15 protein-coding genes are annotated in these 17206 nt (G+C 63.3%); 11 read left to right on the forward strand and 4 right to left on the reverse strand.

The genetic code is table 11. The annotated features are described in order from the left end of the window. From CPI83_RS11370 to holA, 4 genes are all read left to right on the forward strand, one after another. The gene (locus CPI83_RS11370; RefSeq protein ID WP_019749051.1) at positions 1–855 is read left to right on the forward strand and encodes a DegV family protein; all 855 of its coding nucleotides are present in this window, start codon (positions 1–3) and stop codon (positions 853–855) included. A gap of 81 nt (positions 856–936) precedes the next feature. Continuing rightward, the gene (locus CPI83_RS11375; protein WP_097387229.1) at positions 937–1857 is read left to right on the forward strand and encodes a ComEA family DNA-binding protein; all 921 of its coding nucleotides are present in this window, start codon (positions 937–939) and stop codon (positions 1855–1857) included. Then, positions 1854–4214 (forward strand): ComEC/Rec2 family competence protein, encoded by a 2361-nt coding sequence (locus CPI83_RS11380; RefSeq protein ID WP_097387230.1) that lies wholly within the window; start codon positions 1854–1856, stop codon positions 4212–4214. The genes CPI83_RS11375 and CPI83_RS11380 overlap by 4 nt, the downstream gene beginning before the upstream one ends. After that, positions 4211–5188 (forward strand): DNA polymerase III subunit delta, encoded by a 978-nt coding sequence (gene holA / locus CPI83_RS11385; protein WP_003944476.1) that lies wholly within the window; start codon positions 4211–4213, stop codon positions 5186–5188. Before CPI83_RS11380 ends, holA begins: the two co-directional genes overlap by 4 nt. On the opposite strand, the gene CPI83_RS30720 is transcribed toward holA, so the two are convergent. Then, the gene (locus tag CPI83_RS30720) at positions 5100–5699 is read right to left on the reverse strand and encodes a hypothetical protein (RefSeq protein WP_020908211.1); all 600 of its coding nucleotides are present in this window, start codon (positions 5697–5699) and stop codon (positions 5100–5102) included. The genes holA and CPI83_RS30720 overlap by 89 nt on opposite strands. A gap of 155 nt (positions 5700–5854) precedes the next feature. After that, complete coding sequence (gene rpsT, locus CPI83_RS11390) at positions 5855–6115, reverse strand: 30S ribosomal protein S20 (protein ID WP_003944567.1); 261 nt, start codon at positions 6113–6115, stop codon at positions 5855–5857. Between the two features lie 197 nt (positions 6116–6312). Here rpsT and CPI83_RS11395 point away from each other — a divergent pair, with 197 nt between their 5' ends. The 4 genes from CPI83_RS11395 to CPI83_RS11410 are packed head-to-tail and all read left to right on the forward strand — an operon-like array spanning position 6313 to position 10635. After that, positions 6313–7935 (forward strand): circularly permuted type 2 ATP-grasp protein, encoded by a 1623-nt coding sequence (locus CPI83_RS11395; RefSeq protein ID WP_019749047.1) that lies wholly within the window; start codon positions 6313–6315, stop codon positions 7933–7935. Positions 7936–7991: 56 nt separating this feature from the next. Beyond that, complete coding sequence (locus tag CPI83_RS11400; RefSeq protein ID WP_019749046.1) at positions 7992–8963, forward strand: alpha-E domain-containing protein; 972 nt, start codon at positions 7992–7994, stop codon at positions 8961–8963. Positions 8964–8971: 8 nt separating this feature from the next. After that, entirely contained in the window at positions 8972–9802 is an 831-nt protein-coding gene (locus CPI83_RS11405; protein WP_007731033.1) for a transglutaminase family protein, read from the forward strand. A gap of 59 nt (positions 9803–9861) precedes the next feature. Beyond that, positions 9862–10635, forward strand: coding sequence for an aquaporin (locus CPI83_RS11410; RefSeq protein ID WP_019749045.1), 774 nt, complete (start codon positions 9862–9864; stop codon positions 10633–10635). A gap of 30 nt (positions 10636–10665) precedes the next feature. Here CPI83_RS11410 and CPI83_RS11415 read toward each other — a convergent pair whose 3' ends face one another. Then, positions 10666–11199, reverse strand: coding sequence for a type II toxin-antitoxin system PemK/MazF family toxin (locus tag CPI83_RS11415; protein ID WP_097387231.1), 534 nt, complete (start codon positions 11197–11199; stop codon positions 10666–10668). Between the two features lie 72 nt (positions 11200–11271). On the opposite strand from CPI83_RS11415, the gene lepA reads away from it, so the two are divergent. The 3 genes from lepA (at position 11272) to CPI83_RS11430 (ending at position 15161) form a co-directional block, all read left to right on the forward strand. Then, positions 11272–13164, forward strand: coding sequence for a translation elongation factor 4 (lepA, locus tag CPI83_RS11420; RefSeq protein WP_097387232.1), 1893 nt, complete (start codon positions 11272–11274; stop codon positions 13162–13164). A gap of 6 nt (positions 13165–13170) precedes the next feature. Next, positions 13171–14100 carry a nitronate monooxygenase gene (locus CPI83_RS11425; RefSeq protein WP_097387233.1) on the forward strand — a complete coding sequence of 310 codons (930 nt, stop codon included), beginning with the start codon at positions 13171–13173 and terminating at the stop codon, positions 14098–14100. 80 nt (positions 14101–14180) lie between these two features. Further along, complete coding sequence (locus CPI83_RS11430) at positions 14181–15161, forward strand: ABC transporter substrate-binding protein (protein WP_153210839.1); 981 nt, start codon at positions 14181–14183, stop codon at positions 15159–15161. 57 nt (positions 15162–15218) lie between these two features. Here CPI83_RS11430 and CPI83_RS11435 read toward each other — a convergent pair whose 3' ends face one another. Beyond that, the gene (locus tag CPI83_RS11435; protein ID WP_097387235.1) at positions 15219–17177 is read right to left on the reverse strand and encodes a glycoside hydrolase family 15 protein; all 1959 of its coding nucleotides are present in this window, start codon (positions 17175–17177) and stop codon (positions 15219–15221) included. Between the last annotated feature and the right edge of the window lie 29 nt (positions 17178–17206).

A 17206-nucleotide genomic window follows, 5' to 3' on the forward strand; every position in this document is an offset into this window, starting at 1 on the left:
ATGCCGGTCGTCGTCGTCACGGATTCCTCCGCCTGCATCCCGCAGGAGTCGGCCGACGCATGTGGGATTCAGGTGGTTCCGCTCCATGTGCTCCGTGACGGCTGCGACTTGCGTGAGGGTGTCGACGCAATGCCGAGCGACCTGTCAGGAGTGACAACGGCCGGAGCGTCGCCCGCCGAGTTGTCCGAAGCGTATGCACGCGCCCTGGACATGAGCGACGGTGACGGCGTTCTCGCCGTGCACATTTCACGGCAACTCTCGGGAACGTGGGAAGCCGGACGAGTCGCAGCCCAGGAGTTCGGAGGAGCCGTCCGGATCGTCGATTCGCAGTCGGCCGGAATGGGTTTGGGCTATCCCGCTCTCGAAGCTGCGCGCTTGGCCGAGAAGGGCGCGTCACTCGAAGAGGCGTACGGCCGGGCGGTCGACGTCGCGAGTCGTGGGCGCTGCTACATCGTCGTCGACAAACTTGATCAATTGCGTCGGGGCGGACGAATCGGAACCGCAGCCGCGTTGTTGGGTACTGCATTGGCGATGAAGCCGATCCTGCATCTGGTGGACGGCAAGCTCGTGCTCGGTGAAAAAACACGTACGACCACCAAAGCGCTTGCACGCTTGGTGGATTCGGCAGTCGAGCGCGCCGGTCTCGGCCGCGTGGCGATAGCCGTGCATCACATGCGAGCGCGAGAGCGTGCCGACGCGATAGCGGAACAGTTGGCCGAGCGCATTCCCGATGTGGCGGAATCCGTGGTCACCGACTTCAGCGCGGTTATCGGAGCGCACGTCGGTGTCGGCGCGATCGGTGTTGTCGTGTGTCCGCTGCCGGAGATCGACAGCGCGGTGGACGCGAACACCTGATCGTTTCTCCACAATCCGCGAGTTCTCCACAGATTGAAATTGCTCGTCTTCGGCGGCATGGTCTCTCGTTAGCGTCCAGTCATGAGGATCAGCGAGGAGCGCGAGCGGGCGCGTGATCGCCTCGCGGCGATGGACGGGAACTACCGGCAGCGACAGGCCGTCGACGACTTCGAGGATTCAGCGTCTTTCGAGAGGTCCCCGCAGCCATTCGAGAGGTCCCCCGAGTGGCTTCAGGACTTCGACGAAGACGAATACGAGGCTCAATCCGACGCGTCACGGTTCGATCGGCTGCCCGAGCGCTGGCGCGGTACACGTTGGCGCCCGAGCCGATCGGCGACCTGGGTGTTGGCGATCGTTGCAGCCCTGGCCACGGCAATCGGCTTGTTCACCGTGTGGTGGGATTCTCCGAGTTTGCAGGCGGTCCCACCGTTGCCCTCGCCCCAGAATGTCACGGCGCAGAGTGTCACGGCGCAGAATATCACTGTCGACGATGGTGAATCAGCCAGTCCCGTACCGACCGGCGTCGTAGCGGAGCAGCCGCCTGAGGCTTTGGTGGTCAGTGTCGTCGGACTCGTGCGCACGCCTGGGCTTGTCAACCTACATTCGGGCTCGCGCATCGCCGACGCGCTCGCTGCGGCAGGTGGAGTGCTCGAGGGCGCCGAGACGGTGGGCCTGAATCTGGCACAGAAGCTTGCCGATGGTGATCAGATCGTGGTGGGGGCCGCCGATCAGTCCGGTGGTGTTTCAGCGAGTTCGAGTACCACTGCGGGAGGGACCGGCCCCGCCGCCGCGGGGGAATCCGGCGGGGCTGGGTTGGTGAACCTCAACACCGCTACCGAGGCCGAACTGGACGACCTTCCCGGGGTAGGGCCGGTAACGGCTGCGGCGATCATCTCCTGGCGAACTTCCAACGGAAAATTCACGGACATAGAACAATTGGGGGAAGTCGACGGGATCGGCCCGGCAAGGTTGGCCAAACTGCGAGTGCTGGTGTCGGTGTGAACGAACCGGAAGCCTCGCCGGCCCTCGACGCTCGACTGCTTCCGTCGGCCGTCGCGGTGTGGGGGAGCAGTGCGGTGGGGATCCTGTTCGGCGCGATCGCCGCGTGGGTACTGGCGGTGGCATGCGCTATTCCAGCGGCAATCCTTACTTACGTGGTTGTGCGCCGGACATCTGCGGTGTGGGCACGAATCATGTTGGTTGCATTGCTGTTCGGTGCCGGGTGTAGTGCCGTCAGCGGGTGGCGGGCGACCGAGGTCGAGGGGCACCCACTGACCCGGGCTGCCCTCGAAGGAGCGTGGGTGAGTGTCGAAGTGGAACCCGCGGAGGATCCGCACGCAGTCTCTGGCGCTGCGGGTCAAGGTCAGGTTTTCTTCAGGGCAACCGTCAATTCGGTGACTACCCAGAATCGCAGGTACTCCGGAGGCGGCCTGGTCACGATCCGGGCGCCCAGTTCGTCGTGGCTCGAAGTTGTTCCAGGGCAGAGCCTGACGGTTCGCGGCCGGGCGAGTCAGCCATGGCGTAGCGATTCCACACTTGCGGTGATCACGTCCGAAGGGCCTCCCGTCGCGGTGGGAGAAGTGCCCTGGCATCAGCGATGGGCGAGTGCGGTGCGTACTCGTTTCGCCGCTGCGTGCTCGGCTGCGCTCCCGCCGGATCAGGCAGGTCTGCTGCCTGGCCTCGTCGTCGGAGACACATCGGCGTTGTCGCCGGTGGTGAAGGACAACTTCACCATTGCCGGGCTTTCCCATCTCACCGCGGTGTCCGGCGCCAATATCAGCATTCTGCTCGGGGCGGTTCTGCTGCTGGTCAGAGCCGCGGCGCTCAGTCCGCGCGTCGGAGCTGCTTTGGCGCTGGTAGCCCTCGTTGCGTTTGTTGTCGTCGCGAGGCCGTCGCCGAGTGTTCTGCGCGCCTCGGTGATGGGCCTGATCGGCCTGCTCAGTCTGGTGACCGGTCGACGCAAACAGGCACTGCCTGCTCTTGCCGCAGCCGTCATCGTTCTGGTTGTCGTGATGCCCGAACTTGCCGTCGACTGGGGGTTTGCGCTGTCGACCACGGCCACGGGCGCGTTGGTAATCATTGCTCCGGTGTGGGTGGAGGTGCTTCGTCGACGAGGTTGGCCCCGTTGGTTTTCGGAGATGACAGCCGTTTCGAGTGCTGCGTTTGTCGTGTCTGCGCCACTGGTGGGCGCCATGGCGGGAACCTTCAGTGTGGTCACGATTGCCGCGAACATGGCCGTGGCGCCTGTGATCGGAATCATCACGGTGTTCGGTGCGGTGATTGCCTTGTGTGCGCTGATCTGTCCACCGATCGCGGTGTTCATCACGCCGCTGGTCCGGCCGCCGATGGGGTGGCTGCTGTACGTGTCCGAGCGGGCGGCGGCGCTTCCCGGAGCGTCGGTGGTGGTGCCGTCAGGGCTCATCGGTGCTCTGGTCGTCGTGGGCGTCTTACTGGCCGCGGCCCTGACGCTGTGGAATCGGATCTCGAGATGGGTGGTCGGCGTCCTCGTTCTGGGAGTTGTTCTAGCCCTCGTCTTTCAGCACGTGTTCGGCGGTGGTCGTATTGCTCCGGGGTGGGTACTGGTGATGTGCGACGTCGGTCAAGGGGACGGTCTTGCGCTCTCGACTGGAGACGGCAGGGTGATCGTCATCGATGTCGGTCCTGATCCCACGTCGATGGATCGTTGCCTGAACATGTTGGACGTCAACGACATCGCGTTGCTGATGATCAGTCATTTTCATGCCGATCACATCGGTGGATTGGAAGCAGTCCTGGGTGGGCGTTCGGTCGCTGCGGTCGGAGTCGGGTCGATGTTGTTGCCGGAGTCAGGTTTTCGGACGGTAAAGGATGCCGCCGAGTCGCACGGCGTTCCGGTTGTCTCGTTGCGGGCAGGTATGGAGTTGACGTTGGGATCGGTGAACGTGGAGGTTCTCGGACCGTTGCTTCCGGCTCCCCGAGATACGGGGGACGGCGCGGACGCCGCCAACGATCAGTCGCTGGTGGTGATGGCGCACACGGGCGCGGGTCGCATTCTGTTGACGGGCGACGCCGAAGTTGCGGGGGAGGAGGCCATCCTCCGATCGGGAACGGACGTGAAGGCCGATGTGTTGAAGCTGCCCCATCACGGTTCTCGGACCACGTCGTCGGCTTTTCTGGAAGCGGTGCGTCCGAGGTTGACGATGATCAGCGTCGGCGACGGCAACAGTTTCGGGCACCCGAATGAGGAGATTCTCGACGAACTGGTTTCGTTGGGCGGGGCGGTGGTTCGGACCGACGTCGACGGCACCGTCGCTGTGTACGGCGGGGGCGGCGGGTCTGTGTCGATCGTGTCGGTTCCTCGTGGGACCATCTTCGGGTGAGTAATCCGTCTGGAGTCGATCCGCTGCATCTTGTTCTCGGGGACGACGAGTTCCTGATCGACCGCACGGTATCGCAGCTCATCAGAGCCGTCCGCGGTGACCGCGGCCAGGGTATTTCGGATCTCCCGGTGACCAAGATGCGTGCCGGAGACACCAATGCTCCCGAGTTGGCTGAGCTGCTCAGCCCCTCTCTTTTTGCCGAAGACCGTGTGATCGTCCTGGAATCGGCCGCAGAAGCAGGCAAAGATGCCGTAGCTCTTGTTCTCGAGGCGGCGCGTGAGCCGGCAGAAGGCGTCGTTCTGATCGTCGTGCACTCGGGCGGCGGTCGCGCAAAGGCGTTGGCGCCGGCCCTCGAGAAGCTCGGCGCGACGGTTCACAACTGCGGAAAACTGAACAAGAGTCAGCTTGTCGACTTCGTCCGGGGTGAGTTTCGGACCGCCGACGTGAGGGTTGCTCCCGATGCGATCGCCGCGATGATCGAAAGCGTCGGCTCCAACCTTCGCGAACTTGCGTCGGCCTGCTCGCAATTGGCGGCAGATACCGGCGGCAAGATCGACGTGGATGCAGTCCACAAGTACTACTCGGGCAAAGCCGAGGTTTCCGGATTCGATGTGGCCGACAAAGTTATCGTCGGCGATACCCGGGGTGCGCTCGAGGCTCTGCGATGGGCTGACCAGATCGGAACTGCGCACGTTCTGCTCGCTGACGCCCTCGCCGATGCAGTCCACACCATCGCGAAGGTCGGCCCGTTTGCACGGGGCGGTGACCCGTTCCGGTTGGCGTCGGATCTCGGGATGCCGCCGTGGAAGGTCAAGAAGGCGATCAAGGAAGTCGGCGGTTGGGATCCCACGTCGATCGGCGCTGCGATGCAGATCGTCGCCGCTCTCAATGCCGACGTGAAGGGCGCCGCAGTCGACTCGTCCTTCGCTCTGGAGATGGCAGTGCGGAAAGTGTGCGCGTTGCGGAAGAACTGAGGACAACATGGCCGATCGCGCGGCCGGCCAGAAGTAGTCCGACGACAGTGGCGGCCGTGGCCTCGGCCACCCGGTAGTCGAGGCGTTTCACGCAGGCTTGCTCCAACTGGGTGTGCGGAATGGCCTGAGGCCGTGTCGTTGGTTCACCAGTCCTGATGTCGGTCACTCGTAGGGAGTAGTTCGGCGCCGGATTCATCACACTGCCGCAGACAATTGTTTCTTGGCCGATGCTGTCTACCGGCACCTTCACGGTGGTGAGTAGCGCTCGTCCAGCGGCGAGAAACGCCAAGACTGCAACGAGCGAACACACCACGCCGAAGAAGATCCAGAATTCGCTGCGGCGCCTGCGGCTCCACCATCCGTAGCTTGCTGCGACTCCGACGACTGCAACCGTCAATGATTCCCACCAACGAGGGATCCCCAGGGCTGCCAATACGCCGAAAGCGACGACCGCCCAGAAGACAGTCGTGAACAACCAGCTGCGAGGGCGTTTCCCGTTGACCGCCATCATCAGATGGTCGCAGCCCGATCCACATATTCCGTGCAAGACATGGATGGCGGGTTTTCGCTCTGATCCGATTGAGCACGCAAAATAGCCGCCTGGTCTTTCGACCTGGCGGCTATCGAGACGAACCAGTATGACGGCGAACCGTCACAGTGGAAACGTCAGAGCTTGTTGGCAGCCTGCGAGAGTGCAGACTTCTTGTTGGCAGCCTGGTTGGCGTGAATGACGCCCTTGCTGGCTGCCTTGTCGAGCTTGCGGCTGGTGGAGACGAGGAGCTCGTTGGCCTTGTCCTTGTCACCGGCTGCCGCAGCCTCGCGGAATGAACGGATCGCGGTACGCAGCGAGGACTTCACCGACTGGTTACGGAGTCGGGCCGCCTCGTTGGTACGGATTCGCTTCACCTGGGACTTGATGTTGGCCACGCGTAAAATCCTTGTCGTCTTTAGCTGGTTACGGTCGAGAAAGCTGTGGGCGCACTGATGCACCGACTGGCAAGATTACCAGCCGAGGGCCCAAGAACCCAAACCGTCGCACGTTGCGTCTGTCGAGAAGAGTACACCGAGCGCCCGATTTCTCGCCGCGCTGCCGAATAGCCCCACTTGTAGCAGCATGTTGCCCTATGACGCCGCCGCCTTCGAAAAGTTCGAGTAAAACAGGTTCGACCACCACCCGAGCGCGTCCTGCCGCAGTGTTCGACGGATATTCAGACATCGGTCGCTACGAGTTGGCTTTCGACGAGATGTTCGAGCCCGACGGCTCGGTGCGTGCCCCGTACAAGGGTGTGTACAAAGCCCTGGCGCCGACGAGCAGCGCCGACCTTGCCGCGCGTGCCGACGCACTCGGACGCGCATTCATCGACCAGGGCGTGACGTTCTCGCTGTCCGGGCAGGAACGACCGTTTCCGTTGGATCTGGTGCCGCGCGTCATCGCCGCGCAGGAGTGGTCGCGGCTGGAAAAGGGCATCAAGCAGCGGGTGAAGGCGCTCGAGCTGTTCCTTGCGGACATTTACGGCGAGCAACGAATCCTGCGCGATCACGTATTGCCGCGCCGCCTGGTGACCTCGTGCGAGCACTTCCACCGTGAAGCAGCCGGCATCGTGCCGCCCAACGGTGTGCGAATCCATGTCGCGGGTATCGACCTGGTCCGAGACGAGGCGGGAGAGTTCCGAGTTCTCGAGGACAATCTGCGATCTCCGTCCGGTGTCTCCTATGTGATGGAAAACCGTCGCACCATGACTCGGGTGTTCCCGGATCTGTTCATGTCCCACAAGGTGCGGGCGGTAGGTGATTACGCAACACACCTACTGAGGGCGCTGCGTGCGGGTGCTGCACTCAACGAAGCGGACCCGACAGTGGTTGTTCTCACACCGGGTATCGCCAATTCCGCCTATTTCGAGCATTCATTGCTCGCTCGTCAGATGGGTGTGGAACTCGTCGAAGGTCGCGACCTGTTCTGCCGCGACAACATGGTGTACATGCGCACGACGGAAGGCGAGCGTCAGGTCGACGTCATCTATCGCCGCATCGACGACGAGTATCTCGACCCGATGCACTTCCGTCCGGATTCGATTCTCGGCGTCGCAGGCCTACTGAATGCGGCGCGAGCGGGCAACGTGGTGATCTCGAGTGCCGTCGGCAACGGAGTCGGTGACGACAAACTGGTCTATACCTATGTTCCGCAGATCATCGACTACTACCTCGGTGAGAAGCCGCTCTTGCAGAACGTCGACACGTTCCGCTGTTGGTTGGACGAGGAGTGCGAGCAAGTCCTCGACCGCGTCGCCGAACTCGTCATCAAGCCGGTGGAAGGGTCCGGCGGCTACGGAATCGTCTTCGGACCGGACGCGAGTCCCAAGGAACTGGCCGCGATCACCCGCAAGATCAAGGCAGACCCGCGCGGGTGGATCGCGCAGCCTCTCGTGCAGTTGTCCACGGTGCCGACCAAGATCGACGATGTTCTCTCGCCGCGCCACGTGGACTTGCGACCCTTTGCCGTCAACGACGGTGAGGACGTGTGGGTGTTGCCCGGCGGCCTGACCAGGGTGGCACTTCCGGAAGGTTCGCTGGTGGTCAACTCGAGCCAGGGCGGCGGAAGCAAGGACACATGGGTGCTCGCCAGCCGCAGCTCGGACGAGGACCCAGAGCTGTCCGGTGAGGAACTGGTGTCCGAGCCCCCGGAATCCGCGGAGCCGGTGCAGGGACCCGAACTGAGCACCTCTCAACAGCAGCAGCAACAACAGTGAACACCTCAGAAGTGCCCAGCTACCAAGAACTATCAGCGAACGGAGCGTGGTGACCGATGCTTGCTCGCAACGCAGAGTCCCTCTACTGGATCGGCCGCTACGTCGAGCGCGCCGACGACACCGCTCGGATCCTCGACGTCGCCGTCCACCAACTGCTCGACGACGCAACCGTCGACCCGGACCGCACGTCGCGTCTGCTCCTGCGTGTCCTCGGCATCGAAGCGCCGGAGGAGAAGCTCGACGTACGCTCGCTCACCGACCTGGTTGCGTTCAGCCGCAATCAGGTTGGATCGATCGTGGACTCGCTGGCAAGTGCCCGTGAGAATGCTCGCGGAGCACGTGAGGTCACGTCGAGTGAGATGTGGGAGTGCCTGAACACCACGTACAACGGACTGGCGGAGCGTGAACGCGCGTCACGCAGGCTGGGGCCACACGAGTTCTTCCGCTATGTGGAGGAACGCGCAGCGATGTTCGCGGGGCTGGCGGATTCCACGCTCAGCCGCGACGACGGTTACCGGTTCCTTCTGCTGGGCAGGTCGATCGAACGTGTCGACATGATCGTGCGGATGCTCCTGGCGCGCGCCGGTGACCGCCCGTCGTCGCCGGCGTGGGTCAGTGTTCTACGCTCGGCGGGCGCACATGACACGTATCTGCGAACGTATCGCGGAGCGCTCGACGCCAACCGCGTCGTCGAGTTCATCTTGTTGGACAGACTCTTTCCGCGCTCGGTGTTCCATTCGATCAGGCAGGCCGAGAAGTGCCTGCAGGAACTCGACCCGCAGCCGGGCAGTCGCGTCGGAATCCGGGCGGAGGCGCCGCGGCTTCTCGGCCGCGCACGCAGCGAACTGGAGTTTCTGCCGCAGGGCGTGTTGCTCGAAGATCTGCAAGGACGGTTGCTCGGTTGGCAGGAGACCTGTCGCGAACTGGGTGAGGCGATTGCGTTGCAGTACTTCCACGCTGCGCCGTGGGTCGCGTGGACGGATGCCGGCGCCGCGTATGCGGAGTCGACGGTGGAGGGAGAGCTGTGAGCTGGCGAATGAGGGTCGTGCACACCACGGGATATGCGTACGACGCCCCGGTGACGTCGTCGTACAACGAAGCGCGATTGACACCCCGCGGCGACACCAGACAGACGGTGATCCTCACGCGCGTCGAAACCCAGCCGGCAACGCGTTCCTATCGGTACACCGATTACTGGGGCACCGCGGTGACCGCCTTCGACTTGCACGCCCCGCATACGGAGCTGGAAGTGACCGGACTGTCGGTGGTGGAGACGGAACCGTTTGTTCAACCCGAGGAAACCGTCGACTGGGATGAATTGTCGGGAAACGCGATTAAAGATCGATTCAACGAACAACTGAGTTTCACGAGATATGTTCCGCGTGATCGTAAGCTGGCGACAATTGCCAAGGAATTGCGCAAAGATAAATCACCTGAAGATGCAGTAGTGGCTGCGTCGCAATGGGTTTACGGTGAAATGTCATATGTTCCGGGTACGACCGGAGTGCATACGTCGGCGGTCGAGGCCTGGTCGGCCAGGAAAGGCGTCTGCCAGGATTATGCGCATCTGACCTTGGTGTTGCTTCGAACGATGGGCATTCCCTGTCGGTACGTTTCCGGCTATCTCCACCCCAAACGTGATGCGGCAGTCGGGGACACGGTGGTCGGGGAATCGCACGCGTGGATCGAAGCGTGGACCGGCGCGTGGTGGGGATATGACCCGACCAATGCGATAGCTGTGAATGAACAGCATGTCTCGGTCGGAATAGGAAGGGACTATTCGGATGTGCCGCCTTTGAAGGGAATCTTTTCCGGTGGACGCTCCACAGATCTCGAAGTTGTTGTGGAGATCACCAGGCTTGCGTAAAGTCCGGCAAATCTAGGCGCGTGAGCATTACTACCGTTCGATGAGAAGAAGGTGGGAATATGTCTCCAACTGCACAGGAATTGACTGAGATCGAACCGATCTCGGATGTGAAGAAGTATGCGGCCGAAGCGGTGGGGACATTTGTGCTCGTGTTCTCCGCGGTCGGAACTGCCGTCTTCGCAGGTGCGAAAGTCGGCAATCTCGGAGTTGCCTTCGCATTCGGCTTGACCCTGCTGTTCCTCGTATATGCGATCGGACCGATTTCCGGTTGCCACGTCAACCCAGCCGTGACTCTCGGCCAATTCGTGATCGGGCGCATCTCGGCCGTCAATGCGGCGATTTACGTTGTCGCGCAAGTGATCGGCGGCTTGGTCGCCGGCGTCGTGATCTACACGGTGGCCAACAGTCTCCCGGCGTACAACCGGGCCGCAGACGGCCTCGGCGCAAACGGTTGGGGCGCACACAGTCCGTCGGCCGAGAAGAATCTTCTCGGACAGGTGGTTTCCGACGGTTACGGCATCGGTGCCGCGATGATCATCGAGATTCTCCTGACCGCTCTGCTCGTGTTCGTGGTTCTCGCGTCGACCGACCAGATCTCCGACGTGCCGCTCGCCGGGGTGTCCATCGGCTTCACCCTGGCCGTCATTCACCTGATCTCGATCCCGATCGACAACACCTCCGTCAACCCCGCTCGAAGCCTCGCTGTCGCGCCGTTCCAGGACGGTGCACTAGGTCAGGTGTGGTTGTTCATCGTGTTCCCGCTGATCGGCGGTGCGCTCGGTGCACTCATCTATCGAGCACTCTTCGGACGGTTCAACCGTCTGGACAGCTGATCGATACTGTTTCCATCGTTCGGGTCGGCTTCAGCTCCAGCTGAAGTCGGCCCGAAGTTTTGCCGCGACCGCGTCGAACTTCTTGTGATCCATGACGGCGCCCTCGCGCCGGATCCCGCTCTCGGGAACGTCGAGCACCCGGTCGAGCCGGATCCAACTCGGCCGACCTTCGCCGTCCCACGGGCCCGAACCGATTGCGAGCCAATCACGCTCGCCTTCGCGTTTGCTCTGCGAGGACAGCATCAAACCGAGCAGCGTGTTGCCGTCACGGCCGACAACCAGCACCGGGCGGTCTTTGCCCTGGGTCGGATCCTCCTCGTAGGCAACCCAGGTCCAGACGATCTCGCCCGGATCGGCCTTGCCGTCGAGGTCGGGGGAGTACTCGACCTTGCGGGCGCGATGTGCGGTCGGAGACGTCCGCGCGGCGATCGGCCGGCCGGACGGACCCGGCTTCGAGGCAGACGACTGAGACGTGGACGACTGCAACTGGCGCAGCAACGCAGGGCCCTTCTCCACCGCGAGGGCGCCGAGGGTTCTGCCGATCTGCTTCCACATGCTTGCCATAGCGTTCGAGCATAATCACCCACCCGTGGGAACCCCTGGTACGGCGGCGCCGAGACTTGGATATCCTGAGGGTTGACAGTGGCCCGGATCCGGGCCGGTGCCGGTCCGACTAAGGGGTCTCCCATCAGCAGCTTCGCCGACAAGACGTTCACGGATCCTGCGCAGATCCGGAACTTCTGCATCATCGCGCACATCGACCACGGTAAGTCGACGCTGGCAGATCGCATGCTTCAGCTCACCGGCGTGGTCGAAGAGCGGGCGATGCGTGCGCAGTACCTGGACCGCATGGACATCGAGCGTGAACGCGGCATCACCATCAAGGCCCAGAACGTTCGTCTGCCCTGGATCGTCGACGGCGAAGAGTTCGTCCTCCACCTCATCGACACACCCGGCCACGTCGACTTCACGTACGAGGTCTCCCGCGCGCTCGAAGCATGTGAGGGTGCAATTCTGCTGGTCGACGCAGCTCAGGGCATCGAAGCTCAGACGCTGGCCAATCTGTACCTGGCGATGGAGAAGGATCTCAAGATCATTCCCGTCCTCAACAAGATCGACCTCCCGGCCGCGGATCCCGACCGCTATGCCGAAGAGATTGCGCACATCACCGGCTGCGAGCCAGGCGATGTCCTGCGCGTCTCGGGCAAGACCGGCGTGGGCGTCAGGGAACTGCTAGACGAGGTGATCAAGCAGGTACCTGCACCCGTCGGCGATGCAGACGGCCCCGCCCGCGCGATGATCTTCGACTCCGTTTACGACGCGTACCGCGGCGTGGTCACCTACGTGCGTGTGGTCGACGGTCGGATCCGTCCCCGCGAGAAGATCACGATGATGTCCACGGGCACCACACACGAACTGCTCGAGGTCGGCATCATCTCGCCCGAGCCGAAGGCCAGTATCGGTCTGGGCGTCGGCGAGGTGGGCTACCTCATCACGGGTGTGAAGGACGTCCGCCAGTCGCGCGTCGGTGACACCGTCACCACAACCCGCAACGGCGCGACCGAACCGCTGGTCGGCTACCGCGATCCAAAGCCGATGGTCTATTCCGGTCTCTACCCGATGGACGGCTCGGACTACCCGGTGCTGCGCGACGCTCTCGACAAGCTCCGTCTCAACGACGCGGCCCTGGCGTACGAACCGGAGACGTCGGTTGCCCTCGGATTCGGCTTCCGCTGCGGCTTCCTCGGCCTGCTGCACATGGAGATCACCCGCGACCGCCTCGAACGTGAGTTCGGCCTCGAACTGATTTCCACTGCGCCCAACGTCGTCTACCGCGTCGTGATGGAGGACGGGGCCGAGGTCATCGTCACCAACCCGTCGTACTGGCCGGAAGGCAAGGTGCGCGAGGTCTACGAGCCGGTCGCCAAGTGCACCGTCATCGCCCCGAGCGAGTACGTCGGCGCCATCATGGAGCTGTGCCAGTCCCGTCGCGGTGAGCTCGGCGGCATGGACTACCTCTCCGAGACTCGCGTCGAACTGCGCTACGAACTGCCCATGGGCGAGATCATGTTCGACTTCTTCGACGCCCTCAAGTCCCGCACCAAGGGATACGCCAGCCTCGATTACGAGGAGGCCGGTGAGCAGCAGGCCGACCTGGTGAAGGTCGACATCCTTCTGCAGGGCGAGGCCGTCGACGCGTTCTCGTCGATCGTGCACCGCTCCAACGCCGGGGCTTACGGCGGACGCATGACGTCGAAGCTTCGTGAGCTGATTCCTCGCCAGCAGTTCGAGGTTCCGATTCAGGCCGCGATCGGCGCGAAGATCATCTCGCGCGAGAACATTCGCGCAATCCGCAAGGACGTTCTTGCCAAGTGCTACGGCGGCGACATCAGCCGTAAGCGCAAGCTGCTCGAGAAGCAGAAGGAAGGCAAGAAGCGCATGAAGACCATCGGTCGCGTCGAGGTGCCGCAGGAAGCATTCGTGGCGGCCCTGACGTCGGAATCGGTCGGCGAGAAGCCCAAGAAGTAGGAGCGCATGGTCACCACCTGGTTGTCCCGAGAGTTCGGAGTCGAAGTCCCGGTTCTCGGGGCGCCCATGGGTGGTCGCGCGGGCGGCGCGCTCGCCGGAGCTGTATCGGCGGCCGGTGGGTTGGGTCTGCTTGGCGCGGCCCGGTACAACACACCGGAGTGGATCGAGGCCGAAGCCGAAGTGGCCCGCTCGATCGGCGGAAAATTCGGCGTCGGCCTGATGACGTGGTCGCTGCCCGAGAACGAGTTGATGCTCGATGCCGCGATTGCCGTCGAGCCGACCATGATCACCTTGTCGTTCGGTGATCCCGCCGCGTATGTCGGACGAATCCACGATGCGGGCATTCCCGTTGTGTCACAGATCAATACGCTCGCGGACCTTCGCATTGTCGAGGCCGCAGGTGTCGACGCTGTGATCGCGCAAGGCGGTGAGGCAGGCGGCCACACGGGCCGAATCGGCACCTTGCCGCTGCTGCAAGAGATCCTCGAAGCGACATCACTTCCGGTGCTGGCAGCCGGCGGAATCGGAACCGGACGCGGTTTGGCCGCCGTCCTGGCAGCCGGTGGCGAAGGCGTGATGATCGGAACGGCGCTGCTCGCCAGCCCGGAGACGGTCGGGCCGGACTATGCCCGCGACCGCGTCGTCGAAGCCGGAAGTGCGGACACGATTTACACCTCGGTATTCGACCGAGCGCGCAGTCAACCGTGGCCGCAGCGGTGGGGTGGCCGCGCGGTGGCCAACGAGTTCACTGCCGCGTGGCACGGAGTCGACGCCGACGAGGAAACGCTGGCACAGGCGTACGACCCGTCGGATCCGCACAGCGGAGTCGTCTATGCCGGAGAAGCTGTCGGACTCGTGCACGGAACCCATCCGGCCGGCGATGTGGTTCGACGCATCGGCGCGGATGCGGAGCGTCTGCTCTCTCGTTTCGCCTGAAAGCAAGGTCGGACACAGCCGGGTCCCATATGAGAAGGTAAGCCTCTACTAACTAGTGGAGGAGTATTTTCGTGCGTGCGATGAAGTTCTCGGCGGTGGCTCTCTTGGGAGCACTGGTCGTAGGTATCAGTGGATGTTCGTCCTCGGACGCCGACGAGATCGCGGACGGTCGGGTCACCACGATCGACCACAAGTTCGGCGCCACCACGATCACCGGGACGCCGACGCGTATCGTCGCGGCCGACACCCAGTGGCTCGACGCTCTGCTCGAACTCGGAATCCAGCCGGTGGGGTACCTGGCTGCCGGCCCGATGGGCGACGAGCGTGGCCTGTTCCCGTGGGAGAGCGGCGTGGGCGCGTCGGCGAAGGAACTTGATCGCTCGGCGATCCAGCAGTTCGGTGTCCCGCTCAAAGCTGAAGAAATTGCAGCCTTGGATCCCGATCTGATTCTCGGCGGGTTCTCCGTCGCCGATCAAGACGATTTCGACCAGTTGAGCAAGATCGCTCCGACAATTGCCGGTCTGTCCGACGTCCAGGTCGATCCGTGGCAGGACCAGGTCGAGATTCTCGGTCGAGTTCTCGACAAGGAGTCGCGCGCCGACGAGATCGTCGAGGCGACAAGCGGGCAGATCGATGCGCTCGCGCAGCGGCTGCCAGGCCTGAAGGGCAAGACGGCGCTTCTGTCGCAGTACGTCTTCCCGACGTCGCAGTTGGTGATCGTCGCCGATCCCAAGGACGGCGCATCGGGATTGTTCACTAGCCTGGGAATGTCGTTGCCGCCCAAGCTCGTCGAAGAGGCGGGCGTTACCGGTGGCCGGCTGATGCTCAGCCCTGAACGGGTCGACGCTCTGAGCGCCGACGTCGTGGTGTTACTGCCGAACGGCGGAACGCTGGAAGACATGATGAAGCTGCCGGGGTTCGCCGACCTACCCGCAGTCAAGAGTGGCGGTCTGGCGATCGTCGACTATCCGACAGTTGCCGGGTTGAACACTCCGTCGTCGCTGTCGCTGAAGTACTCGCTCGAATCGATCACGCCGCAGCTCGAAGCGGTGGCCGGCTAGCACTGCTGTGCGCCTTTATTAACCGCGGGCGGTTAATAAAGGCGCACAGCAGGAGGTCTAGGTCGCGTTGTGCGCGGGCTGGAAAGCTCCGGCTTCGGCAGCTTCCTCGGCGCGGATCACGTGTACCACGGCGTTGATCAGCGCCAGGTGTGTGAACGCCTGCGGGAAGTTACCCAGATGGCGACCGGTGTGGGCGTCGATCTCTTCGGCGTACAGCTTGAGGGGGCTCGCGAACCCGAGCAGGCGCTCGCAGAGATGCTTTGCCCGATCCAGTTCGCCGATCTCGACGAGGGCGGAGACGAGCCAGAAGGAACAGATGGTGAACGTGCCCTCCTCGCCGCTCAATCCGTCGTCGGTGGTGTCGACGCGATAGCGCAGGACCAGCCCCTCCTCGGTGAGCTCGTCGGCGATCGCCAGCACCGTTGCCCGGATGCGCGGATCGTCGGCCGGCAGGAAGCGCAGCAGCGGTGCCAACAAGAGCGACGCGTCGAGTGAGTCGTGGCCGTACCGCTGCGTCAGAACTCCGCGTGAGTCGACACCGTGCGCGAGGATGTCGGTCTTGATCTCGTCCGCGATGGCCGTCCATTGCTGCGCAAAGCTCTTCTCGCCCTGCATCTCCGCCAGCTTGGCGCCGCGATCGAGTGCGACCCAGCACATGATCTTCGACGACGTGAAGTGCTGTGGTTCACCGCGCACCTCCCAGATCCCACGGTCGGGTTGGCGCCAGTGCTTGATCGCTTCCTCGACCTGCTTCTTGAGTAGCGGCCACAGCGCTTCGGGGACACGCTCGCGGGTGCGGATGTGGAGGTACACCGAGTCGAGCATGGTGCCCCAGATGTCGTGCTGCTGTTGATCGAATGCGCCGTTGCCGATGCGCACGGGACGGGCACCGTCGTATCCGGAGAGATGGTTGAGTTCGGATTCCTCGAGTGTGCGCTCGCCGCCGATGCCGTACATCACCTGCAAGGGATGTGGCTGACCGTTGTCCGAACTCGACACGTCGTAGATGAAGTTGAAGAAGTCGTTGGCCTCACGGTCCAACCCGAGCGTGTAGAGACCCCACAGTGCGAAGGTGGAATCGCGAACCCACGCGTAGCGGTAGTCCCAGTTACGTTCTCCGCCTGGTGTTTCCGGAAGCGAGGTCGTCGAAGCCGCGAGCAAGGCTCCGGTCGGTGCGTAGGTGAGCCCCTTGAGTGTGAGCGCACTGCGCTGCAGGTATCCGCGCCACGGGTGATCGGGGAACTTGCCGATCGTCACCCACTCGCGCCACGACTTGGACGTCTGCCACATCTTGTCGGCGGCCTCGTCGAACGTCTGCGGCGCGGGAAGATCCGACCACGAGAGCGCGACGTACACGTTGTCGCCTTCGACCAGTCGCGTCCGGGCCCGTGCCTCACGACCCTCCAGGCCCAGTCGTAGGTCGGTGGTCAAGCGCAGAGTTGGGTGGTCTCCGGGCTTGGCGGAGCGACACGTTGCCGTTGCTTCCTCGTAGACCTTTCCGGTGTACTCCCAATTCGCCGTGCCGCGGTGATAGTCGAACGCGGGCTCGCAACTCATCTCGAGTTCAACGGTGCCGCTGACGCATTTGACCGTACGGAGAAGGGTGTGTTCGGCATCCCAGTCTGTGGGTGTGCGCTTGTGGGTGTTCGATCGCTTGTCGACGTTGTGCCAAGGACCGAGGACCAAGGCGTCGCGTACGACGAGCCAGCCGGTCTCGGTCTGCCAGGTGGTCTCGAGAATGAGTCCACCCGGCAGATAGCGTCGGGCGGCCGGGACGTTCTGGCCGTACGGGCCGATGCGGAAATGGCCTGCGCTGCGGTCGAGGATGGCACCGAACACGCTGGGGGAGTCCGGGCGGGGAACGCACATCCACTCGACAGATCCGTTACGGGCAATCAGGCACGAGGTTTCGCAATCGGAAAGAAACGCGTAGTCGTCGATAGGGGGAAAGTTGCTTCGATGGTGACCCGTGGAGGCGGGAGGAATAGTCTGCACCACTTCGTCGTCAGCACTCATTCGGCCATCATCCGGCCAGAATCGACACA

The sequence above is a fragment of the Rhodococcus sp. H-CA8f genome (assembly GCF_002501585.1).
Classification (GTDB): Bacteria; Actinomycetota; Actinomycetes; order Mycobacteriales; family Mycobacteriaceae; genus Rhodococcus_F; species Rhodococcus_F erythropolis.

What these genes read in the sequence shown, in the direction of transcription:
- CPI83_RS11370 (WP_019749051.1), top strand. Translation starts at nt 1, where the DNA reads ATGCCGGTCGTCGTCGTCACGGATTCCTCCGCCTGCATCCCGCAGGAG.
- CPI83_RS11375 (WP_097387229.1), top strand. Translation starts at nt 937, where the DNA reads ATGAGGATCAGCGAGGAGCGCGAGCGGGCGCGTGATCGCCTCGCGGCG.
- CPI83_RS30720 (WP_020908211.1), bottom strand. Translation starts at nt 5,699, where the DNA reads ATGATGGCGGTCAACGGGAAACGCCCTCGCAGCTGGTTGTTCACGACT.
- CPI83_RS11395 (WP_019749047.1), top strand. Translation starts at nt 6,313, where the DNA reads ATGACGCCGCCGCCTTCGAAAAGTTCGAGTAAAACAGGTTCGACCACC.
- CPI83_RS11400 (WP_019749046.1), top strand. Translation starts at nt 7,992, where the DNA reads ATGCTTGCTCGCAACGCAGAGTCCCTCTACTGGATCGGCCGCTACGTC.
- CPI83_RS11405 (WP_007731033.1), top strand. Translation starts at nt 8,972, where the DNA reads ATGAGGGTCGTGCACACCACGGGATATGCGTACGACGCCCCGGTGACG.
- CPI83_RS11410 (WP_019749045.1), top strand. Translation starts at nt 9,862, where the DNA reads ATGTCTCCAACTGCACAGGAATTGACTGAGATCGAACCGATCTCGGAT.
- CPI83_RS11415 (WP_097387231.1), bottom strand. Translation starts at nt 11,199, where the DNA reads ATGGCAAGCATGTGGAAGCAGATCGGCAGAACCCTCGGCGCCCTCGCG.
- CPI83_RS11425 (WP_097387233.1), top strand. Translation starts at nt 13,171, where the DNA reads ATGGTCACCACCTGGTTGTCCCGAGAGTTCGGAGTCGAAGTCCCGGTT.
- CPI83_RS11430 (WP_153210839.1), top strand. Translation starts at nt 14,181, where the DNA reads ATGAAGTTCTCGGCGGTGGCTCTCTTGGGAGCACTGGTCGTAGGTATC.
- CPI83_RS11435 (WP_097387235.1), bottom strand. Translation starts at nt 17,177, where the DNA reads ATGAGTGCTGACGACGAAGTGGTGCAGACTATTCCTCCCGCCTCCACG.